General features: G+C 38.0%; 19 protein-coding genes. 12 read left to right on the forward strand and 7 right to left on the reverse strand.

Features of this window, described 5'->3' with window-relative positions; genetic code table 11:
• Positions 1-2 precede the first annotated feature (2 nt).
• Genes dpdJ through dpdD form a run of 3 tightly spaced genes read left to right on the forward strand, consistent with a single transcriptional unit; the run spans position 3 to position 7,383 of the window.
• The gene (dpdJ, locus tag H4J38_RS06695) at positions 3-4,520 is read left to right on the forward strand and encodes a protein DpdJ (RefSeq protein WP_182130733.1); all 4,518 of its coding nucleotides are present in this window, start codon (positions 3-5) and stop codon (positions 4,518-4,520) included.
• Positions 4,517-5,068: a phospholipase D-like domain-containing protein DpdK gene (gene dpdK / locus H4J38_RS06700; RefSeq protein ID WP_182130735.1), complete on the forward strand. Its 552-nt coding sequence runs from the start codon at positions 4,517-4,519 to the stop codon at positions 5,066-5,068. Before dpdJ ends, dpdK begins: the two co-directional genes overlap by 4 nt.
• Positions 5,065-7,383: a protein DpdD gene (gene dpdD / locus H4J38_RS06705; protein ID WP_259365421.1), complete on the forward strand. Its 2,319-nt coding sequence runs from the start codon at positions 5,065-5,067 to the stop codon at positions 7,381-7,383. Before dpdK ends, dpdD begins: the two co-directional genes overlap by 4 nt.
• Positions 7,384-7,636: 253 nt before the next feature.
• Here the strand turns inward: dpdD and queC are convergent, their stop codons facing one another.
• The 5 genes from queC to queD are packed head-to-tail and all read right to left on the reverse strand — an operon-like array spanning position 7,637 to position 12,245.
• Entirely contained in the window at positions 7,637-8,293 is a 657-nt protein-coding gene (queC, locus tag H4J38_RS06710; RefSeq protein WP_182130739.1) for a 7-cyano-7-deazaguanine synthase QueC, read from the reverse strand.
• A gap of 20 nt (positions 8,294-8,313) precedes the next feature.
• The gene (locus tag H4J38_RS06715) at positions 8,314-9,513 is read right to left on the reverse strand and encodes a DGQHR domain-containing protein (RefSeq protein WP_182130741.1); all 1,200 of its coding nucleotides are present in this window, start codon (positions 9,511-9,513) and stop codon (positions 8,314-8,316) included.
• On the reverse strand, positions 9,513-10,925 hold the full coding sequence (gene dpdA / locus H4J38_RS06720) for a tRNA-guanine transglycosylase DpdA (protein WP_182130743.1): 1,413 nt from the start codon (positions 10,923-10,925) through the stop codon (positions 9,513-9,515). Before dpdA ends, H4J38_RS06715 begins: the two co-directional genes overlap by 1 nt.
• Before the next feature lie 34 nt (positions 10,926-10,959).
• Complete coding sequence (locus H4J38_RS06725; protein ID WP_182130745.1) at positions 10,960-11,880, reverse strand: hypothetical protein; 921 nt, start codon at positions 11,878-11,880, stop codon at positions 10,960-10,962.
• A gap of 2 nt (positions 11,881-11,882) precedes the next feature.
• Positions 11,883-12,245, reverse strand: a complete 363-nt coding sequence (gene queD / locus H4J38_RS06730) for a 6-carboxytetrahydropterin synthase QueD (RefSeq protein WP_182130747.1) — start codon at positions 12,243-12,245, stop codon at positions 11,883-11,885.
• Positions 12,246-12,390: 145 nt separating this feature from the next.
• Between queD and H4J38_RS06735 the strand changes: the two genes are divergently transcribed.
• The 6 genes from H4J38_RS06735 (at position 12,391) to H4J38_RS06760 (ending at position 14,975) form a co-directional block, all read left to right on the forward strand.
• Positions 12,391-12,582 carry a hypothetical protein gene (locus H4J38_RS06735; RefSeq protein ID WP_182130749.1) on the forward strand — a complete coding sequence of 64 codons (192 nt, stop codon included), beginning with the start codon at positions 12,391-12,393 and terminating at the stop codon, positions 12,580-12,582.
• A 14-nt stretch (positions 12,583-12,596) separates the two neighbouring features.
• Positions 12,597-13,151, forward strand: a complete 555-nt coding sequence (locus tag H4J38_RS06740; protein ID WP_182130751.1) for a hypothetical protein — start codon at positions 12,597-12,599, stop codon at positions 13,149-13,151.
• Positions 13,152-13,156: 5 nt separating this feature from the next.
• Positions 13,157-13,576 (forward strand): hypothetical protein, encoded by a 420-nt coding sequence (locus H4J38_RS06745; protein ID WP_182130752.1) that lies wholly within the window; start codon positions 13,157-13,159, stop codon positions 13,574-13,576.
• Positions 13,577-13,596: 20 nt separating this feature from the next.
• Positions 13,597-14,145: a GTP cyclohydrolase I FolE gene (gene folE, locus H4J38_RS06750; RefSeq protein ID WP_182130753.1), complete on the forward strand. Its 549-nt coding sequence runs from the start codon at positions 13,597-13,599 to the stop codon at positions 14,143-14,145.
• 46 nt (positions 14,146-14,191) lie between these two features.
• Positions 14,192-14,593: a GNAT family N-acetyltransferase gene (locus H4J38_RS06755; RefSeq protein WP_182130754.1), complete on the forward strand. Its 402-nt coding sequence runs from the start codon at positions 14,192-14,194 to the stop codon at positions 14,591-14,593.
• 208 nt (positions 14,594-14,801) lie between these two features.
• Positions 14,802-14,975 carry an AlpA family transcriptional regulator gene (locus H4J38_RS06760; RefSeq protein ID WP_182130755.1) on the forward strand — a complete coding sequence of 58 codons (174 nt, stop codon included), beginning with the start codon at positions 14,802-14,804 and terminating at the stop codon, positions 14,973-14,975.
• Positions 14,976-15,233: 258 nt separating this feature from the next.
• On the opposite strand, the gene H4J38_RS06765 is transcribed toward H4J38_RS06760, so the two are convergent.
• Positions 15,234-15,953 (reverse strand): macro domain-containing protein, encoded by a 720-nt coding sequence (locus tag H4J38_RS06765; RefSeq protein ID WP_182130756.1) that lies wholly within the window; start codon positions 15,951-15,953, stop codon positions 15,234-15,236.
• A gap of 8 nt (positions 15,954-15,961) precedes the next feature.
• Positions 15,962-16,558 (reverse strand): DUF4433 domain-containing protein, encoded by a 597-nt coding sequence (locus H4J38_RS06770; protein WP_182130757.1) that lies wholly within the window; start codon positions 16,556-16,558, stop codon positions 15,962-15,964.
• A gap of 698 nt (positions 16,559-17,256) precedes the next feature.
• Between H4J38_RS06770 and H4J38_RS06775 the strand changes: the two genes are divergently transcribed.
• The 3 genes from H4J38_RS06775 to H4J38_RS06785 are packed head-to-tail and all read left to right on the forward strand — an operon-like array spanning position 17,257 to position 20,032.
• Positions 17,257-17,943, forward strand: a complete 687-nt coding sequence (locus H4J38_RS06775; protein WP_182130759.1) for a VWA domain-containing protein — start codon at positions 17,257-17,259, stop codon at positions 17,941-17,943.
• A 3-nt stretch (positions 17,944-17,946) separates the two neighbouring features.
• Positions 17,947-18,642, forward strand: a complete 696-nt coding sequence (locus H4J38_RS06780) for a PP2C family serine/threonine-protein phosphatase (protein ID WP_182130761.1) — start codon at positions 17,947-17,949, stop codon at positions 18,640-18,642.
• Complete coding sequence (locus tag H4J38_RS06785; protein WP_182130763.1) at positions 18,629-20,032, forward strand: protein kinase domain-containing protein; 1,404 nt, start codon at positions 18,629-18,631, stop codon at positions 20,030-20,032. Before H4J38_RS06780 ends, H4J38_RS06785 begins: the two co-directional genes overlap by 14 nt.
• Positions 20,033-20,036: the final 4 nt, after the last annotated feature.

The following is a 20,036-nucleotide window of genomic DNA, read 5'->3' on the forward strand; positions in this document are numbered from 1 at the left end:
ACATGGAAGCGTATTTTGTTCCAATTCTGGATGAATTAGAAACCCGGGAGGCAGCACTGCTGACATGGGGTAATACACAGGGTTACTTTAGTGAAGATGAGTTAATTGAACTTATTGAGTCCATCGTTGGCGAAGCTGAAGACCCTTATGATGTGATTGATGAAATGCTTGCGAAAGGTTTAATAGTGTCATGGGCAGATGTTGAGTCAGGTGAAGAACGCTATCGTTCACGCATGGCGGAGGGTGTTCGTTTATTCAGCACGCTCCGTCAGATGTTTCCTAAGCATGCCAAGGGTGATGCATGGAAACAAGCGGCAACGTTAGTCTCGGACTATCGCTTCATGCGCCGTAAGCGTAAGTATCCTCAGCGAAATTTATCGATAGATGATGTGATCAACTCACTGGGGAATAGCATTGGATTGTCATCATCCGAGGGTGATTTATTAAAAGAATTACTGCGCAATAAATCTAGTTACTATGACCTAGCGGCGTTTCAGTTGCGTGCTTGTAAGAGTGTACTACTTGGAGTTCGTAGTAAGCGACCTTCTGGCTCAATTGTTTGTGCGGGGACGGGCAGTGGTAAAACACTGGCTTTTTATTTACCAGCACTGACCCACATTGCCAACGAGAAAATTACACGACGTGGAGGGCATGTGCAGGCCCTAGCTATCTACCCACGTAATGAACTGCTTAAAGATCAGTTTATTGAGACTTGGCGTCAGGTACGCAAACTGGATGCTAGTTTGATAGATAAAGGTGTGCCGAAAATTCGCATTGGTGCTTATTTTGGCATGGCGCCTACATCAGCATTTTCCGTTGATAAAATGGAAAAAGGGTGGAGGAATATTCCCGGTGGCGTCGTTTGTGAATATATCCCGTGTCCTGATGATAGCTGTACAGGACGTATGGTTTGGCATGACTCTGATCGTGATAATGGGGACGAACGTTTAAGTTGTGAGTTTTGTAGTCAAACCATAGAATCAGATGAGATCAGTTTGACTCGTAATAGCATGCATAAGTGTCCGCCTGACTTACTGTTTACATCAACAGAGATGCTCAATAGGCATATGGGGAACCCGAATACTCGGCATATTTTTGGTATTGGAGATCGAATAAAAGCGCCTTCCTTAATTCTGCTCGATGAAGTTCATACTTACAGTGGAGTTGGAGGTGCACAGGTGGCCATGCTTTTAAGACGTTGGTGCCATCTGTCCAAAGGCAAGCCACATTTTGTGGGCTTGTCTGCAACACTAGAGCAAGCACCACGCTTCTTTGCTTCTCTTACTGGCTTAAAAGAACATTTCGTTGCTGAGGTGAGTCCGGCAGAGGGTGAGATGGAGCAAGAAGGCGCAGAATACATGCTTGCGTTGCGTGGTGATCCTGCGTCCAGCTCTAGTCTACTATCAACTACGATTCAAACTTCTATGTTAGTAAAACGTATTATGGATAACGGGCAGGATCCTAAGAGTAGCGGACTGTTCGGCACTCGTAGTTTTGTGTTTACGGATGATATTGATGTTATTAATCGCCTGTATTTTCAATTATTAGATGCCGAAGGACGTAAATCCAATGGCAGTGTTAATGCAGGTAAACAACCATTGGCATCTCTGCGCTCACCAGTGACAGCGGATGATGAACAGTTTGAATTTGGTCAAAACTGGATGTTATCGAACCAAATCGGCCATAGTCTAGATACCGACGATCGAGCGAACGTAAAGCGAACCTCTTCACAAGATGCGGGTGTTGACCAAGAGGCGGATGTGATTGTTGCAACAGCATCGCTAGAGGTTGGTTTTAACGATCCAACAGTTGGCGCAGTCATTCAGCATAAGGCACCACGTGATAATGCACAGTTTTTGCAACGTAAAGGTCGTGCTGGGCGTCAAAGAAAGATGCGTCCTTGGACGGTAGTAGTACTCTCAGATTATGGTCGTGATCGCATGGCGTTTCAATCTTATGAAGATCTATTTAATCCTGAATTGAAGGCCAGAAGATTACCAGTACATAATTCATATGTTATGAGAATTCAGGCTGCATTTGCAACTATGGATTGGTTATCACAACGCTCTAGTGTTGTATCAACCTCATCTAGAGGCGGTCTATGGAACGACTTGTCATGTCCCCAAAGAGGATCGAAGCGCCAAGGTGCAGTTAAGAAGGAAGTTGAAGAAGTGCTATCTAATCCAAGTCGTTCAAGCGAGTTGGTGGAGTTCGTAAGTAAAGCACTGGGTTTAAATTCTTCTAATCTGGAGCATAATCGTTTATTGGACTCTATTTTCTGGCAACCTCCTCGGGCCATAATGACCGCATTCCTACCGACCATTTTGCGCAGGTTGACTACGAACTGGGAGAAAAATGGTGAACAGGAGGCGGATAATTGTCGAAAAAATGCTCCTATGCCTGAGTTTTTGCCATCGGCGTTGTTTAACGACTTGTGTCTTCCTGAGTTGGAAATCAACCTAGCAGGAGGAAATCAGAGCGGATATGACGGTTCGCCACTGATGCCAATTCTACAAGGGATGCGTGACTTTGCCCCTGGGCGTGTTAGTAAGCGTTTCGCTATGGATCATATCATGCAGAAACACTGGGTGATTCCACAGAATTTTACTGTGCCTGTTGCGGGAGACTATCAGTTTCCTATTACGGACTATTGCCCTGAAGAACGATTAGACCTGATGGGGGAGTGCAAGATTGAGACAGGAGCAGGGGTTGAAACTATCCCATGCTATCGCCCTTATGAGGTTAAGGCTTCAACGCCACCCACAGAGTGGCGCTTACTTGATACTACCCAAGCATTTTTGAATTGGCATACAGAGATTCGTCCGCCCGTTGATCGTGATACTGCAGAGTTACCAGAGCGCAATGCATGGCGTAATATTTTCAGTGGCATTGAGTTTTTTACGCACCATAAGCATCGTCCAGTTGAAGTCATTCGACTCACCACAGGTTCGAAAGCTGAGTTGAAGTTTGAAGGCGATACGCCAAGTGCTTCAGTTAACTTTGCTTTTATGCATCAAGACAAACCAGCAAGTCTTGCATTCTCACTTTGGGTGGATGCGGTTGCTTTTCGCTGCCAACTTCCAAAGCTTGATATGGATATATTGCAGCAAGACCCCGAATTGTTAGCTGGGATACGCACCGCGCGTTTTATTGATGAAGTTCGTAACGATAGTACACTCACTGAGAATGTATTCTTGGGGGGCTGGTTGGCTGAATCTATGCTTGCTGGCCTTTGCTGTGAAGCGGTATTGAGCCAGAGTACATTAGAGCAAGCATGTAATGCTCTAGTTGATGGCAGTGCACAAGTACCGTTACAAGATATTCCTACTCGCATTTTTCAAACGCTTCCTGGTGTTGTGGGTGAAGAGGGAGAACAGGATCTACAGCAGAATCTAAGTGAGCTATTAAGCCGATCGGGTGTTCTCGCTAAATTAGTGAAATGGGCAGAACTTCTCTGGGATCAACCTGATCACTCATGGCTTAAGTGGGTTAACCAATGTTTCCAAAATACATTAGGTGGGGCTTTGAAGCAAACTGCGATGCAACTGTGTCAAGATGCTGATGAGCAAGATATTGTATTGGATCTTGATCCGGGTCCGGCACGCCGTGAGCAATTGAAAGAAAACTCTATGGAGATTTGGCTATCCGAAACCACAGTGGGTGGTGGTGGCATCATTGAGCGAATTCAGCAAGTTTATGGTGAAAACCCAAAACGTTTCTTTGAGCTATTAGACTTCAATCTTCGCGCTGGTGATTACGAGGTGATGGATAACCATATCTTTCTGTTACTTGAAAAATTGAAAGATGAATCGACGCTGATGCATAGAATGCAGACGATGCGTAATGCTAGTGATCATCAAAGCCAACTTAGTGCTCAGAATGAGTTGTTTGGTGCTCTGCAAAAGAGTGGCTTTATGACCAGTCATAGCTTCATGTCTGCAGTGAATACTCGCCTATTGCGTCCCAAAAGCGACCAATTGCAAGATGAATTGCTGCATGAGTTGCAACATAACTGGCGCGCACAAGAATCACGCTTAGGGATTGAAGTACCACAGCGTGTTTATGCCTTTTGCTGTTCTTTGAATACAGTGTTAGATAATAAACTGCCAGGTGCTACGCAAGTACAAGGCGATGCTCAGACTTGGCGATTTAACGTTATTAATGGCTTAATTTGGCCTCGAGGTTACGTTGTACGTGATGCTCATCTTACGTATTACAACCCCTACGCCTTTGCCGGACCTACAGAACGTTTATTGGTAAAGGCGTTTACTGGAGAAATCTGTGCAACCGTCGCGTACTCAGAACCTGATTGGCTAGAAAAATGTCACCACTTACTGGAAATGAAGGGGCGGTGTGAACTTGTCGCAACACCTGATCAAAAAATCAGTAGTGCACTTGCTGAACTTCTAGTTAAGCCAGTTGATATGTATGGGTTGTTCTTCTACCCGCGCGTTTCTGCTGTGCGTCGAGATCAGCAAGACTTACATATCCAATTAGAAATTGTGGAGGCGATACAGTGACCGTAAGACGTATTTTTAAATCGAGAATATCTCGGCAGAATGAGATCCTAGATGTACTCAGTTCTTTATTTGTGACAGAGGTGATCCAGCCAAGTTCGACGTTCTGGTTGGTTTCTCCTTGGGTGACAGACTTAGAATTGTTAGACAACCGAACAGGAAACTTTGATTACGTTGAGCCTGCATGGGGTCAACGTATGGTGCAGATTACCGAATTGATTAGTCGAATGCTTGCTAACGGAGGACGTTTAAACTTAGTGACAAATTATGACTCTCATAATGATCGCTTTTTGCGCCAACTTAAAGAGCGAGTTCATAACTATGGGGTAAGTGATCGCCTCATGATAGTACGTAAACACCAATTGCATACCAAGGGCATCCTAGGTAGCAACTTTTACCTAAATGGCTCAATGAATTTGACCCGTGGTGGAGTTGAATTTAACGATGAGCAAATCAACTTAGATATTGGTAAAGAGGCCATTGCTGATGCTGAATTACACTTCATTAAATACTATGGTTCTGACGTGATGGCAGAAGGAGGGGTATCATGAGCATTCCACAAAAACACAACTTTCTTCAGCGTTTTTATCCGGAAAACTCCCCTATTTCGTGGTCAAAAATTTATAACAGAACCTTAGAACAGGAGGTACTTGCTAAACTCGAACCTTGGATAGACAACGTTGTCCAAGGGCGGTTTCCAGTTATTTTGCCTAGAGAAATGGTTAATGGAGAGATGTGCTGGTATGCACTTACCGACACTGAACCTGCCCTGGTTGAACTGGGAGAGTTGTTGATCGCTCATGTGGGGGATTCTTATACTGACTTTGTAAATCAACCTTATCACCTTGATCCTAACGATTCGGTTGAATTGGCTATGATCGAGGCGTATTCAGGCCTGCGGTCATTCAAAGTATTCCGTTTCACAGTCACGGCCCAAGATAAGCAAAAAGAGGAACGTATTCGGCAAGTCTTTAATGCACTTGAGATATTGCGTAAGCAATTGGCAAGTCGACCAGCGCGAAGGTTAAATTTGGTTCGACACCGTGGGCGTATCTTACGAGATATAAATATCGCGCTCTATCGTCAGGATGGTAAACGTGCACATCAATATTTAACTGAGTTGCGTCGTGCGGGTGGTATTGGTGAGCAAAACGAGTTGTTCCTAGAATTACGCTGCTATGCGATTGATGGTAATTGGGAAAAAATCATCGACCACCCCAAGTTACGCATTGTAATGGATCTACCGAGACCCCGCGTGCTAAGCGAAGCTTTGATTGAAGCGGTCTACGGCTATCAATTGTTTGGCATGGAAGTACAGCAAGATCTTGATGGGCAGCGCCAGTTGTTTGAGTCGAATCTTGCTAAGTCATATCGAGGGCTGTTTTTAACTACACAGAAGTTAACCTCACCAAATGCGGTAAAAGCGTACCTTCTTTGGTTACTGTCAGATAAAAATATCGATCCTAAGCTAGCACGTCGTAAAGCGGATAAATTAGCTAAAAGTGTACAGTGTCATTCTGACGGAGACCGATTGTGGATCGATAGGTTGTTGGCTGAGTTTGCCCATCCACAAGAGCAAGTACCTGAGCATACGGTTGCCTCTCAATATTCACAGGCCACAACGTTAGATGATTTTCAGCATCTGAGTTTGAAGGCGGATGAAGATCCTCAATTGGTGATTGATGAATTAGTGGAAGGCCAATGGATCGATGTTCCTAGAGAAAAAGTTGTAGCTCTTGCCCTAAAATGTGCTTCGTATCTAGCTTCACCCGAGGCGGCTCAGCAAGCAAATAGCTTGTTAAATGAACTGAGTGAAGAGTTACAGAAGCAGTTATTAGGGAAACCTGTTTACGCGAAATTTGCCTCTGAAGTACGCATACAGTTGCAGGGACAAGGTAATGAAATCACCACTTGGCATGATTGGCTTGCTCAACTAATTGAAGATCCAAATTGGCGGGGGGCAAAAGCAATTGCCGAGGAAGGCTCACAGCATTGGTCAGAAGAGGCAATGAATTGTGCTCGATTTGTGGAATTAATAGAGTGTTGTGCGGGCAGTGACGACCAACGTGCTGCTCAGGCTTTACGAGATCATCTTACATCATTGGCGACATGGTTGTTCAACCGCGAGTCAAGCAATCGATGGCAATCGGTGTGGATGATTTTGATCGAGTTATTGGCTCTGGATGAAAACACTTCTCAAGAGGATATGATTTTTGTGACTGATCTTGCTCGTGGATGTTTACAGGGAACAGTAACCACTAAAGAATACAGTGTTCTGATTGAGTATATGACACTAATGCAAGGTGCATGCGGTGCTGGTTCGTCAGTTGCAGATATTTGGCTAGATATGCTTGAATTACTTGTTTTGTATCCCTGCCTCAAAGCATCGGATCGTGAAGAGCTATTTCTTTCGGTATTCAACTCATTCTCGGTAAGTCCTTTGCGTTATTCGTACACTCAATGGCAGGCGTTAATTCAGCTTTGTTGTGAGATTGGTGTACCCCTCGCTATACCTGAGGTGGCGGTTCCAAATGAACGAAGTGAAGAACAGCAGATATCGACCGTAGATCTTAATGGTAAGAGAATAGCAATCTATACCTTGACCGAGTCGGTAGCGCATCGAGTAAGGGATAAGCTACTTGAACTATTTCCTGATGCAGATGTACGAATTAACAGTGATAAGGTAGCAACTGAAAAATTGAAAGTTTTGGCGAGAGAATCAGATTATTTCATTTTTTCTTGGCTAAGTTCCGCTCATCAAGCATTCTACGCGATTAAAGCAGAGAGAAAAAATAGGCCTTTACTACAGCCTAGAGGTAAAGGAAGTTCTAGTATGCTGAGCTGTATTCTAGATTGCTCGAATTGAATAAATCAATAACCAATAAAGCGTAGGTCTATTGCTATTGTAAGGGGGAAGATACTCATAATACTTGCATACTAATAATCCAAGTATTTGGAATCTATTACTTAAATTTAGCATCGTCTATTAATAAATGTGTGATGGAAAGGCGAGTCCGTCAATTGTGAGGTCTATAAATAAGAATATAGACGGTGAAGGGTAATCCAGCCGTCTATAAATATATTTGGATGTTCTAGACTATTTTTTATACTAGTCCTGCTTAACTGTATTTTATTGGGTCGATTGACTTGTTGACTTCAAAAGCCTCAAGTCGTTCAACACAGGAACCACAAGTCCCACAGGCTTTTTCTAACCCCTTATAACAAGTCCATGTTTTTGAGTAGTCTAAGTCCATTTTGATGCCATCTTTTAAAATACCAATTTTATCAGTTTTTAGATAAGGCGCATGAACATATACAGGTTCAAAGTTAGCTACTTTTGATGCCTGGTCCATAACTTTGACGAATTCAGGTCTACAATCGGGGTAAATTAAATGATCACCAGAGTGCGCACCATACCAAACACCTTCTGCTTCGATGTCTACAGCGTAACCAATGGCTAAAGAGATGAGAATCATGTTTCGGTTGGGTACCACAGTCGATTTCATATTATCGGCTTCATAATGGCCATCAGGGACATTAATATCGTCAGAAACTAGTGACGAACTGGTAAATAATGTTGAGATAGATTTTATATCTAAAATTTTGTGTGGGATATTCAGTTCAGCACAAACATCTTTCGCATATATCAGTTCTTTATTGTGCTTTTGACCATAGTCAAACGACAAAGCATATACGTCAAAACCTTCTTTTACTGCTTTGTTTAAAGCAGTAAAAGAGTCCATGCCTCCAGAATATATAACAACAAGCTTTTTCATTTCTTAAATTCCCTTCCTAATTAGCTAAAGTAAACATCGTAATCTGTCTTAAACCCTTTAGCCACTTCATAAATTTTTAATAAGTTTCCTGCAAATAACTGCTTCTCTGAGGTCGTATTTTGAAAATCATGCCACCTTCGAGAAAACTTTATATCATCACCACCTTCTTCATCACTTCTTATAAGTCCCAAATTCCATGATGTTTTACTGAAATGGCATTTATTAGATATAAGCTTTAATTCTTGAGTAAAAAATTCAATAGTGGGGATGTTTACTGTGTTCAAAGGTTTGTCTTCGAGAAATACTCTTATCATGTGGCGACATAGAAATGAGAAACCAAATATGCTTGTTCCATGAATGATATAAGTATCTTTCATGCTTTTAGAGGTGTTTTTCCATTCATTTTCGAACACTATTGTAACCGCTATCCAAAAGTTATTAATTATTTGAGCAAACAACTGCTTTGATTCTTTTGTTAAGTCTTGATGAACTCTTACGTTAATAGACTTCAAGATCATTCTTTCGACGTTAGAAACAAACTCAGTAATTGATGATTCAGCAATTTTTCCTAAAGGGTTGCCATTTGATTTAATAAGCCCTTTTAAAGGAGGCGTTCCATTTTTATTATCTCCAAAACCAAGTTCCTCTGAAATAGATAGAGGAAAGGCCTTTATAGCTAATGCTGGAGGCTTATAAATGTCATCATTGAGTGCTAAAGCATTTAACTGAACTGATGTTAATGGCTTGCCTAAATTCAGAATTAAAAATTGCTGAATATAGTCATTTTCATCCTCAGAGATGAAAATAGAAACCGGGAGAGGGTAGCTATCATGAAAGCTATTCTTTACTCCTCCGGAGCGTTGTTGGCCATCTACAATCGAACCAGGTAACTCTTGTGATGGAGATTCAGGGAAGTATGGAACTTCCAAATGCCCGAACTCAGTTTGTCCATCTAACGGAGTAAAAGTTACAGACTTATTAAACCCAATAACGAGATTTGCCAAAATAGTAGATTTAGGAGATTCAACGTAATCTTTTATAGACTCAATATGTTTTGGTAGTTCGCTTCTTTGATATCCATGGATATATTTACCTTCCCTTGTTATATGGACGATTTTAGCGATATCTCTTACTTTTTTGCCTTCTACCCAACCAGAAAATACAGTGACGTTATTAACAACTTTTTTAATTACTTGGATTTTTAAAATGACTGGTTTCATTATTTATTAGCCTTAATCATCGTACTTTTCATGTCATTAATAACTTTATCTTTATGTTTTGTCACCATCGCTAAGTTATGTATACCTCTGCGACGGTTTGTTTGGTTAGAGCGAAAAATGATGTTCATTATTCCACTTTCACAAACTCCGCATGTACAAGTTTTCCATGGCCTTTCTAACAAAAACTTTTTAACTCTTAACTTGTCCTTGTTTAGGATAGCTTGTTTAACTGGCGTTATTTCTGCTAAATGATCTGCCGTAGTTACTTTTTCATAAGCCATTAGCGCCTTAAATGTAGCGTCAAAGTGTTCGCCGGTTACGTCATATTGTTTTAATTTTTTAATACAATCAGTTTCAAGCCTTTTTACACATTCATTTGTAGATAGTGCATTGTTGGAAAGGTCTATATCAATTTCATTATTGTTTAGCATTTTAACTACTAGGCTTCGAATTTCATGGCGATGTTTATCAATTAATTTTTGAACATTATCATGATCACATTGACGGATTCTTATTGATAAGGATTGAATAAGCTCATGAGCATCATTATTGAATTCAAAGTATTTGCCAGCTTTAATGCCTTGCATTAGTGGGGACGTACTATCTGCACTAGTTACACCATATTTTGCGTATGCAGGGATATTCTCAAATCTACAGATTCCCAGTAAGTGAAATTGCGTCTCTTTCTTTTTAATAGAAGAGAGGGTTTCTAATAAATCTAATAAGTCAGGCGTTTTTGATTTGATCATACCGCCAATTGTAATATGAGTGTATCCGATCTCTTCTAGTTTTTTCACTGAGCTAATAAAAGACTCTTTGCTAAAACCATGAGCTACGCCATAAGGAATGAAAGACTTACCTTTAGAAGTATTAAGAACCTTAGAGCGCTCTAAAAATAGCTCGGCATTATCTAGAGTTATCTTTATTCTACGCTCTGCTTCTCTTATATCTGCGTAGTCCATACCTTTTAATGCTTCATCATCCTTGGCATAAGGGAATACGATGTGATCGAGTGATATTCCGCAATCGAATCCTCCACGGTCATAGAATTCAATTAACTCATCAATTGTGAAAGGTGGCTCAGGCTCATTTACATAATCAAATGCGCCACAATCACCCATAAGCAAGACATTCTCAAATTTATCTTGGTTTAACCTTAGAAATTTCTTAGCACCATAATAATAGAAGTCTTCAGTGAGCTCTTGAGTGTAGTACTTACCTTTCTTTTGCATAGTGCCAACACCAGCTAATGAAACAAGCATACCGTTGTAAGGTAATTCTTTTAATATTTCATGTGGGTAGGCATCATCATCATATTTACGATGATGCTTGGTTTTTTCGTTGGTAATACCATTAAATTTAGGGTCGACAAAATCTAAGTTGTCTGGAAAATAATAATTAAAAGTTGTCACGTTAAACCTATGTATTATGGATAGTTATAAAAAATTATTGGAGTTTTATTTTATTCAATAGCTTAGTAAATCGCTTTTGTTCACACGCTAAGTTCTTACTTCTTAGTCTTTTCAGTAACATTGTTGCTGATGTTTTAAATCCTTGATTAACTTCTAACTCTTTTATAATAAAGTTGTTAATCTCATCATCAGAAAGCTTTTGACGATTATTAACGGGTAGTTTCACCGATGTTTTTTGAAGGTGATTGTATTTATCAATAATATGGTTAGGGCTAAATTCTTTAACACTACCTTGCTCTAATAAATACTTTGCTAACCTTATATTTAAAGACACTCGCCCGCCTTTTAGGGTGCTACAAAAATCAGCGCTGGATTCTAAGAAATAGGGCATGAGTATTTTATCTATATTATGCTTACTTGAAATAATAAAAAGGTTGTTATTTGTAAGCTTTTTATCTAAAACTAACTCTTTTAGTTCATCCTGTATTACTCTTAAATAATCAGGAGAGGTAGCTATAAAAAACACGTCATCAACGTTCGTTGAAACCAATGAATGAAGCGATTGGCACTTAAAATTATCGCTATTCCTTACTTGATGTAAATTCTTCCACCATTCACTATTCGATAATCCTGTTCTATTTATTGAATTTTCACTTCCACTTGAAAACGTCGCATCATAAGAGCCAATATGTGATGAACTATGAATTAATCCATAACCTGCGGATAGTACCCACAAGTCTAGATTTGGAACTACAATGCTTGTAGCAACCTTCCAATGGTCACCAGCATAAACTTCATTTGCTGGAACCTTTTGAACAGCATTTTCAAGCTGTTCAAGCCAAGCACTAACTATACTTTGAGAGTTATTCTCTCTTATTAAGTTCTCTAATGTCACTTTACCCTGAATACTAGATTTTTTAAGGTTTGTGCAGTTAGTGATTAAGTGGATTTTCAAAGTTACTTACCTTTATAAATAACACCGCAAGTACAAGTTTCCATCAATTCAATGGCTGAAAGTTCTGGTAGGTCAGGCTTTAATTTATCCCAGATCCATTTCGAGATAACTTCAGCTGTCGGATTCTCTAGGCCTTTAATATCGTTTAAATAATAATGATCTAATTGGTTATAAATTGGTTTGAAAATTGTTTTTACGTCTGAAAAATCTATAAACCAACCTGAATCTTTGTCTACAGTGCCTTCAAGGTGGATTCTTACTTTATATGAATGCCCATGAAGCCTTGCACATTTATGTCCTTCGGGAACATTGGGTAATTTGTGTGCTGCTTCGAACGTAAAGTCTTTATATATAGCTGTATGCATAGTTTTTCTAGGTTAGTTCACTGTCAATAAAAACAGCATTGTACACTAGAATTATACCTCCAGCCACTACTATCGATTGTTAAATTTAGAAGGATTGTTATAGTGTCCATAGCATTAAGGTTGAAATTTATTTAGTGGTGAAATAATGAATAGTGAACAAAAGAAAGTGCTTGTAAAAGTTATTTTGACTTTGCAAAGTGATCATCACGGTTGTAAAGAAGAAGCTATAAATATGGCAAAAGAAGCATTAGGTATTGAAGTTGAGCATAATTCAATTCGCGAAATGATTAATGTAGTTTCTGAAGAAAAAATAGAGCAGTTTATGGCGTTAATTTAAAGGAATAGTGAAGCATGGATCTGCTAGATATAGATATACCGTTCGATTGTCGTTTCAAGTGTTGGTTCTGTGGAGAAGATTCTCATCAAACAATTGAAACCAAACTATCAAAACCTCCAAGTAATTATTTAGTCAATATGCCAATTTGTGATGAATGTAAAGCATACCAGTGTCATAAAGAAGTTAATTCATTAGTAAAGCTTAGAGAACTAATCAAAGACAAAATAGTAATACGTAGCGCTAAAGAGTTATCGATAGGGGCAAATTGGACAGAACTGGAACTGCAAGAATCCGATTTAAATGGTAGTGCATTTAACGGGTTTAAAAAAAGTGGTTGGCCAATGTATTTAATTGCTAAGGATAGGGTTAATTTTAGCGGTGGGGACTTATGTGTTGATGGAATTGCTATTGAAAATATATCAAACGATGAAAAGTTTGAGTTTGACGGCCTTACATTTTCCAGTTTCATAAGTATGCTTGACTACTTGAGTAAATCTTTTTCATTAAATAAAGGCTTTTTAAGAAAAGTACTATTTGTTTATGGGAACAATCGAACAATCGAGCGATAGAAGCAGTGAAGTTTTGTCGATTAGTTCCTAGTTATTCTGAATCTGAACGGGAAAAAGCATTTGATGACTTGGTTGAGTCTTTTAGAGAAAAAGAAACATTGGTATTAAAAAATAAAAAACTGGCTGCATTAGACTTAAACATAAGTATGGATTCAATAATGCCTGTTAGTATTAGAAAAAATACTATCCCCGTAATAACTATCCATTGGGCAATGAACAATGGAGTTATTGATTTTGAAACTCTAGATATGTTGGAAGATAGTTTTTTTGAAACTTTCTCTGCTGAAAGTGATGAAAAAGCTTTTCAGTTGTTCAATGCTTTAGAAATCTATTTAGATAAACGATTATCTTCTCCAACATGGAGAGAAAACAAAGATCCAAATGTTACTCTTTGGGAGTATGTTGAGTCTCAATGTCATAATTAATTAGAACTAGGAATAAATAAGTGACTATAGAAAATAACTATCGAGAGATTATTGCTAAAATTGGCGAGAATATTAGTAGAGATGGTCTATTAGATACCCCTAAGCGTGCAGCAAAGGCTATGGAGTTTTTAACTCAAGGGTATAATCAAAATATTGATGAAGTCGTAAACGGCGCATTATTTGAGTCTGAAGCAGATGAAATGGTTGTTGTAAAAAATATTGAGTTATATTCGATGTGTGAGCACCATATGCTCCCATTCATTGGCAAATGCCATATTGCTTATATCCCGAACGGTAAAGTTTTAGGGTTATCAAAGTTTGCACGGATCGTTGATATGTACGCAAGGCGTTTGCAAATTCAAGAAAATTTGGCTAGAGAAATCGCTTTATCAATACAAGAAATAACTGGTTCTACTGGTGTAGGTGTAATTATTGAAGCACAGCATTTATGCATGATGATGCGTGGCGTTGAAAAGCAAAATTCATCAATGACAACCTCTGTAATGTTAGGTCAGATGAGAGATAATCCTTCAGCGAGACAAGAAATGTTAGTACTCGTTAAGTCATAACCATGACTTTTTGTTAATAAATCAACCAACGTTTTCGAGGCTATAAATGTACTCTAAAGGTAATTATTATATTTATGATGACCGAAATAAAGTTCAAATTGATGAAGTTAAATCACTACTAAAACAATCTTATTGGGCTAATGATAGGGATGTTGAAACTATTCAAATATCTATTAATAACAGCATTTGTTTCTCATTATTTCATAATAATAAACAAGTCGGCTTTGGTCGGGTTGTTACTGACTTTGCCTCAGTAGCATATATTTCAGATGTAATTATTGATTCGAAACATCGCACTGAAGGACTTGGGAAGTGGTTAGTAGATACGATAGTTAATGACCCAAGATGGAAAAGTAAATTTCAGTTGCTTGTAACTGATGATGCGCATTCTTTATATGAGAAGTTTGGTTTTTCAAGTAGCAATAAATTGATGAGTACAAAAGTATAAAATACTTATTTAAGCTGAACCACGGTTTTTTTATGAAGATACTGCTGATGCTTAACAACTTTAGTTGTTAAGAAAAAAACTATTTTAAATAAAATGAAAATAAAACGAGATCGGGTAAATAATAAGTTATTATATTACTGACTGGTACGAAACTAGTCACCAGTTGACACGATGTCGACTGTTAATTTCTACTGAAACGGAGTTCATTATGAACGAGAACACATCGAAAAATATCAATGCGATTGAAGTTATGCACCGTCTTGATATCTCAGAATCTACACTTCGCCGCCGCATAGGCCAAGCTATAATCCCAAAGCCTTGCTATGTAGGTAATAAACGCTATTGGAATGAGGATGAAATCTTTATTCATATGGGTTGGTAGTATCGTGTAATACAGTGGGGTATTTTATATGCCCCACAAACCTTAAAAGGATGATTCTGTCACAAAGTCTGTGTAACTGCCTATCATTAATACCCAACTAGTTAGTGAATAAACTAACATGAGTATCTAGTCTTTAGGAAGGATAGTTATAAGATAACTTAATTTTTAATTATTTTGAAAACCAGCACTAACAAATGCTGATTACTTAGTATTTGGCATACATGTTTAAAAAAATATGCTTCATTAGCTAATAAAAGATTAAAATAAAGATAGCTCTTCCGGGTCTTGAGAATTCGTTGTGTTTGAGTTGTTATCCATAATAAATTTGAACGATTTTTCTACGGTCGTTTTACCTATACCTTTAACGCTAAGTAAGCCATTCAATGAATTGATATTAGGCTCTTTAAGGGCGGTTCTTATTTTATTTATTGCTCCTAAGTTTAACCCTGATTGATGTATTAATTCTTCATCGGTTAAAGTAATAAATTTGTGATAAAAGTGAGGGTATAAATCATCTTCGGCAGTTGGATCAAAATGCCAAATTTCAATATCAATTTCTACGTCAGCCAAAGACTCTTTCATTAAAGATACAACGTCGTTTTCACTTAGGCCCCCTAAACTTGCACCAAGTAAAGGAAAAGCAATAGAAGTGATACCTTTCTCCTTAAAAGTAGCGATAAACTTGCTTAAACCCAATTTTATATCATCAAGAGAAGATGGATCTTTCCAATGGTTTTTAGTCGGAAAGTTTAAAATCCTAGAGCAAGCACCATTTTTTTGTTTGTCATTATAAATCCATATACGGCCAAGGGTTAATTGCCCGTTAGCACAATGCCCTTGATACAAACTAAACATTTTTGGATACCTAAGTTTAAATTCAAGAGCAATACCAGCCCCCATAACCCCAACACAATTTACCGTATTAACAATAGTTTGGCATTGAGTTGAAAAAATATTTCCCGTTTTTATATGTATCATTACAACTCCTAAAAAAATAACTGAGGGCAAACTTCGACAGAAACATTAGCAATGTTCATATTTTTTTCAATATATTGCTTAGACTCATTAGTAGCACAAAAAATGACTTCTAAATCATCAATGCTAACACCACCATGTATTAATAGCTCAGACATCATAGCTGTTTTAATACTTTCGTCATGTTGGCCATAATTCACCCATCGCGGACTAAAAACTTTATCCCAGTTTAATGTCTCCAAAAAGGTCTTTTCACTAGAGAAACAAGTGTCACTTCGAGCAGCATTACCATTAGTAAAAACAGCACCAGGTGTGGAAATTATTTTTGTATTAAAGCCTAACACTATGATTAAACCATTAGAAAAACATTGCTGGTTACGGTATAACATGGCATTTCTAGGGTTAAAATAAAAAGGAACATAATCATGTAAGCTTTTATTATATATAGGCTCACGTGAACTTCTTCGACGATTTACCGCTTCATTACTAATATCAACTTTTTGATAAGGGTTATTATGTGATAAAAGTCCATTTGCCAAAATACCTTCCAAATTAGAAATATGGGTCATGTGATCAACCGTTGCTAAATGCGAAAAATTATAAGTCATTTACTTACCTCTACATTATTAAAAAATAAAGGTGTGTTTGCTAAACAGCGCCTTTCAATAAGCAGAAGTTTATAGACTTAGTTATTTAATTTAGAGTTTGCAAGCTTGTGAAGTCAATTACCTTACTTTATTTTTTCTGGCTTTTCGTTGGTTTATCAAACATTGAATAGGGCCGTAAGATAAGGGTATTAATCAGAGAGGCAACAGCTTAAGGTTTCTTCTATTCATTATCCTTACCCCATACAAGTATTAAAATGCAGTTACACTGTGGAAATTTTTATCTATCACCCCCTAAAGACTAATGGTGGTCAATTAACTTTTAAATTTGAATTAATTTACACCATACAAATGTTGGATAATGTTTTGGTTTGTTATTAAGTTTGTTATTAAGTTTGTTATTAAGTTTGTTGTTGTGGTGATATTTGTAACTGCAAGTAAAGATAGGTAAATATTGATTTAAAACAATAGTAATTAATGTTTTTTTAGGGGATAGTGAACGTGTAAATAGGATGCATTAACTAATATGGATATCAGAAGAATATAACTCATCATATGTTTCACTTCAGTTAAATTGATTCTTACTTCTTTGCATGTAAATGACTCACACTTCTTAAGCTTGTGAAGTCTTCATACTGAGAATAATAGTTCATCATGCAGTTAATCCAAATCATACCAAATAACGGAATAACGGAATAATTATGACCCTAAAAAAATTTGTAGCAAATAAACCCCGCGCACTTCCTGTAATAATTTTAGCTGACACCAGCGGTAGCATGTCTATCGATGGAAAAATAAATTCTCTTAATCAATCTTTAAAAGATATGATCAAAAGCTTCGCCCAAGAAGGTAGAAGCAGGGCTGAGATTAATGTTGCTGTTATTACTTTTGGTGGCCAAGCTGAAGTTCATTTAGATTTAACTCCCGCCTATCAAATTGAGCAACTTGAAGAGTTACAAGCCACTGGGGGAACCCCGCTTGGTCAAGCGTGTTTATTAGCAAAAGAATTAATTGAAAATAAAGAGATACTTCCATCAAGATCATATCGCCCTGTGATTATTTTATTGTCGGATGGACATCCAACCGATAATTATAGTTCAGCATTCAATGAACTAATAAATAGTGATAGAGCAAAAAAAGCAACCCGTTTAGCCTTATCTATTGGCGCTGATGCTGATGATAGTGTGTTAGGTGATTTTAATAATGACATAGAAGCTCCTCTCTTTTATGCCAAAAATGCTAGTGATATCCATCGTTTTTTTCGTGCAGTGACTATGAGTGTATCTAATCACTCAAAAAGTCAGGCGCCTAACGAGCCAATGAAACTCGATTTTGCTGAAGTTGCAGAAGGCGAACTTGTTGAAGATGATTTCGAATTAGACTTCTAAGCAATGTTGAAGCTTATTAAGACTTCTGTTATTGGTCCCGGACATATTAGTGATAATTTACCTAACCAAGATGCGATTGGTCATTTCATTAGTAATGAATATTGGGCAATCGTTGTTTGTGACGGCATGGGTTCGAGAATTCATGCAGATATTGGCTCCATTATCGCAATCCAATCGATTAAAGCCGTACTTAAAAAGTCTGATTTTGATGCTCCTTCTAAAACAGTGATCGCTGAATTTTATCAGCATTGGCTTAATACACTGAAACAGCATGCAATAAAACCAAATGATGCTGTTACCACTGTACTCATTGCTTGGGGAGATCATCAAGGACGTTTCAGGTTTTTTCAATTGGGTGATGGGGTGATTTGTACTACAAAAAAAAACTATACCAAAACATCAATTGATGAATTTTCTAATTTAACTACAGGGTTGGGCTTATCGAAGCAATATGGCGATTGGACTGTTGGTCATGGAGCCTTATCGGCGCAAGATAAGGCGATATTGCTGATGACAGATGGTATTAGTGAAGACATTACTGAGCACTGCGAATTTACTGAAGCACTGGCAACCTATTCCTCTAATAAGTCACCTAGGCGAGTAAAGAAGCATTTAAAAGATATGTTTGTAAGCTGGCCAACCCCTTTTCACACGGATGATAAAAGTTTAGCGATGGTAATTTTAAATGACAAAAAGTAGAAAGAAAATTGTTTATGACAGTCAGGGAAATGAATATGTACTGACAGGTAAAGTTGGTGAAGGCGGACAGGGAATGGTGTGCAGTACAGATCGCCCTGGCACTTTAGTTAAAATTATTAACACTAAAGACAAAGCTAAAATTGATAAAGCTATAAAACAAATACAATGGATTAGTCAGCAAAATATTAGTGGTTTAAATTTGGCATTGCCAAAAATTGCCATTACAAAGCCAAAGCATGGTTATGTAATGGAATTAATGGATGGACTCATTTCATTGCAAGATGTATTAGAGCAAAGCTTTAATGATCTTCAAGATAATGAAAGTACTGAGCAGTATTTAAATACAGGTAGTGTTGGTAGGCGTATTCGTCTGTTATTAGAGATCGCATCAACTTTATCTGAGCTTCATTCAAGAGGTTATGCTTATGGAGATTTATCTCCTGAGAATATTTTTGTGTCAAAGAGCGTAGCACATTCACAAGTGTGGTTTATTGATTGTGACAATATTTGTTTTAATGAAAGTGAAGGTTCTACTCACCTTTTTACACCTGGTTATGGTGCACCTGAAGTGGTTAGAAATGAACAAAACACTAATTCTTTAACAGATGCATGGTCGTTTGCGGTCATCGCATTTGAATTATTGACGCATCAACATCCTTTTAAAGGTTTGTATGTTGAAGATGGAGAGCCTGAAATTGTTGAGCAACAAGCTTTTGAAGGACAATTACCTTGGATATACGATTCTAGTGATGACTCTAATGAGTCGGTTGGTGGCATTCCATTAAGTATGGTTGCGAATGATCAGATAGTTGAACTTTTTAAACGTTGTTTTGAAGATGGCAAACAAAACCCATTATTGCGACCATCTTTGACTGAATGGCGAAGTGTACTGCAACGCTCAACTGACCAAACTTTGGATTGCCAACATTGCCGTCATCAATTTTTCTATGAGACGAGTAATAAATCTCAAAGCTGTCCATTTTGCGATCAAGAAGCTGAACCTGGTAGTTTTATTATTTTTGAGCAGGTTATTGTGGAAGAAGCAGATGGCAACACCCAATTCCACTCACTAAACAATCGTCGCATCCTTAACAGAGATGGGACTCTGAGTTTTAGTTCAGCCCCATATGGTACTGAGCTATGGGACCAAGCCGATTCTTTGCTCAACATTAACTGGAAAGAGGATAAGCTTCATTTACAACCCATTAATCATTCGACAGTTCTGATTCATAAAGGTGACTCAGATTTAGAGTTCACCCGAGAAAAAAGAATTGCTTTAAGTAACAGTACGACAAAGAACCCTTATTATTTTTCAGCATGGCAACCTAGTGCAATAGAAGATGATGAACATCTTCTATTGATACAAAGTTATCGCTGGCGTTTTGTGTGAGGTA

This window comes from Colwellia sp. BRX10-3 (genome assembly GCF_014077505.1).
Classification (GTDB): domain Bacteria; phylum Pseudomonadota; class Gammaproteobacteria; order Enterobacterales; family Alteromonadaceae; genus Cognaticolwellia.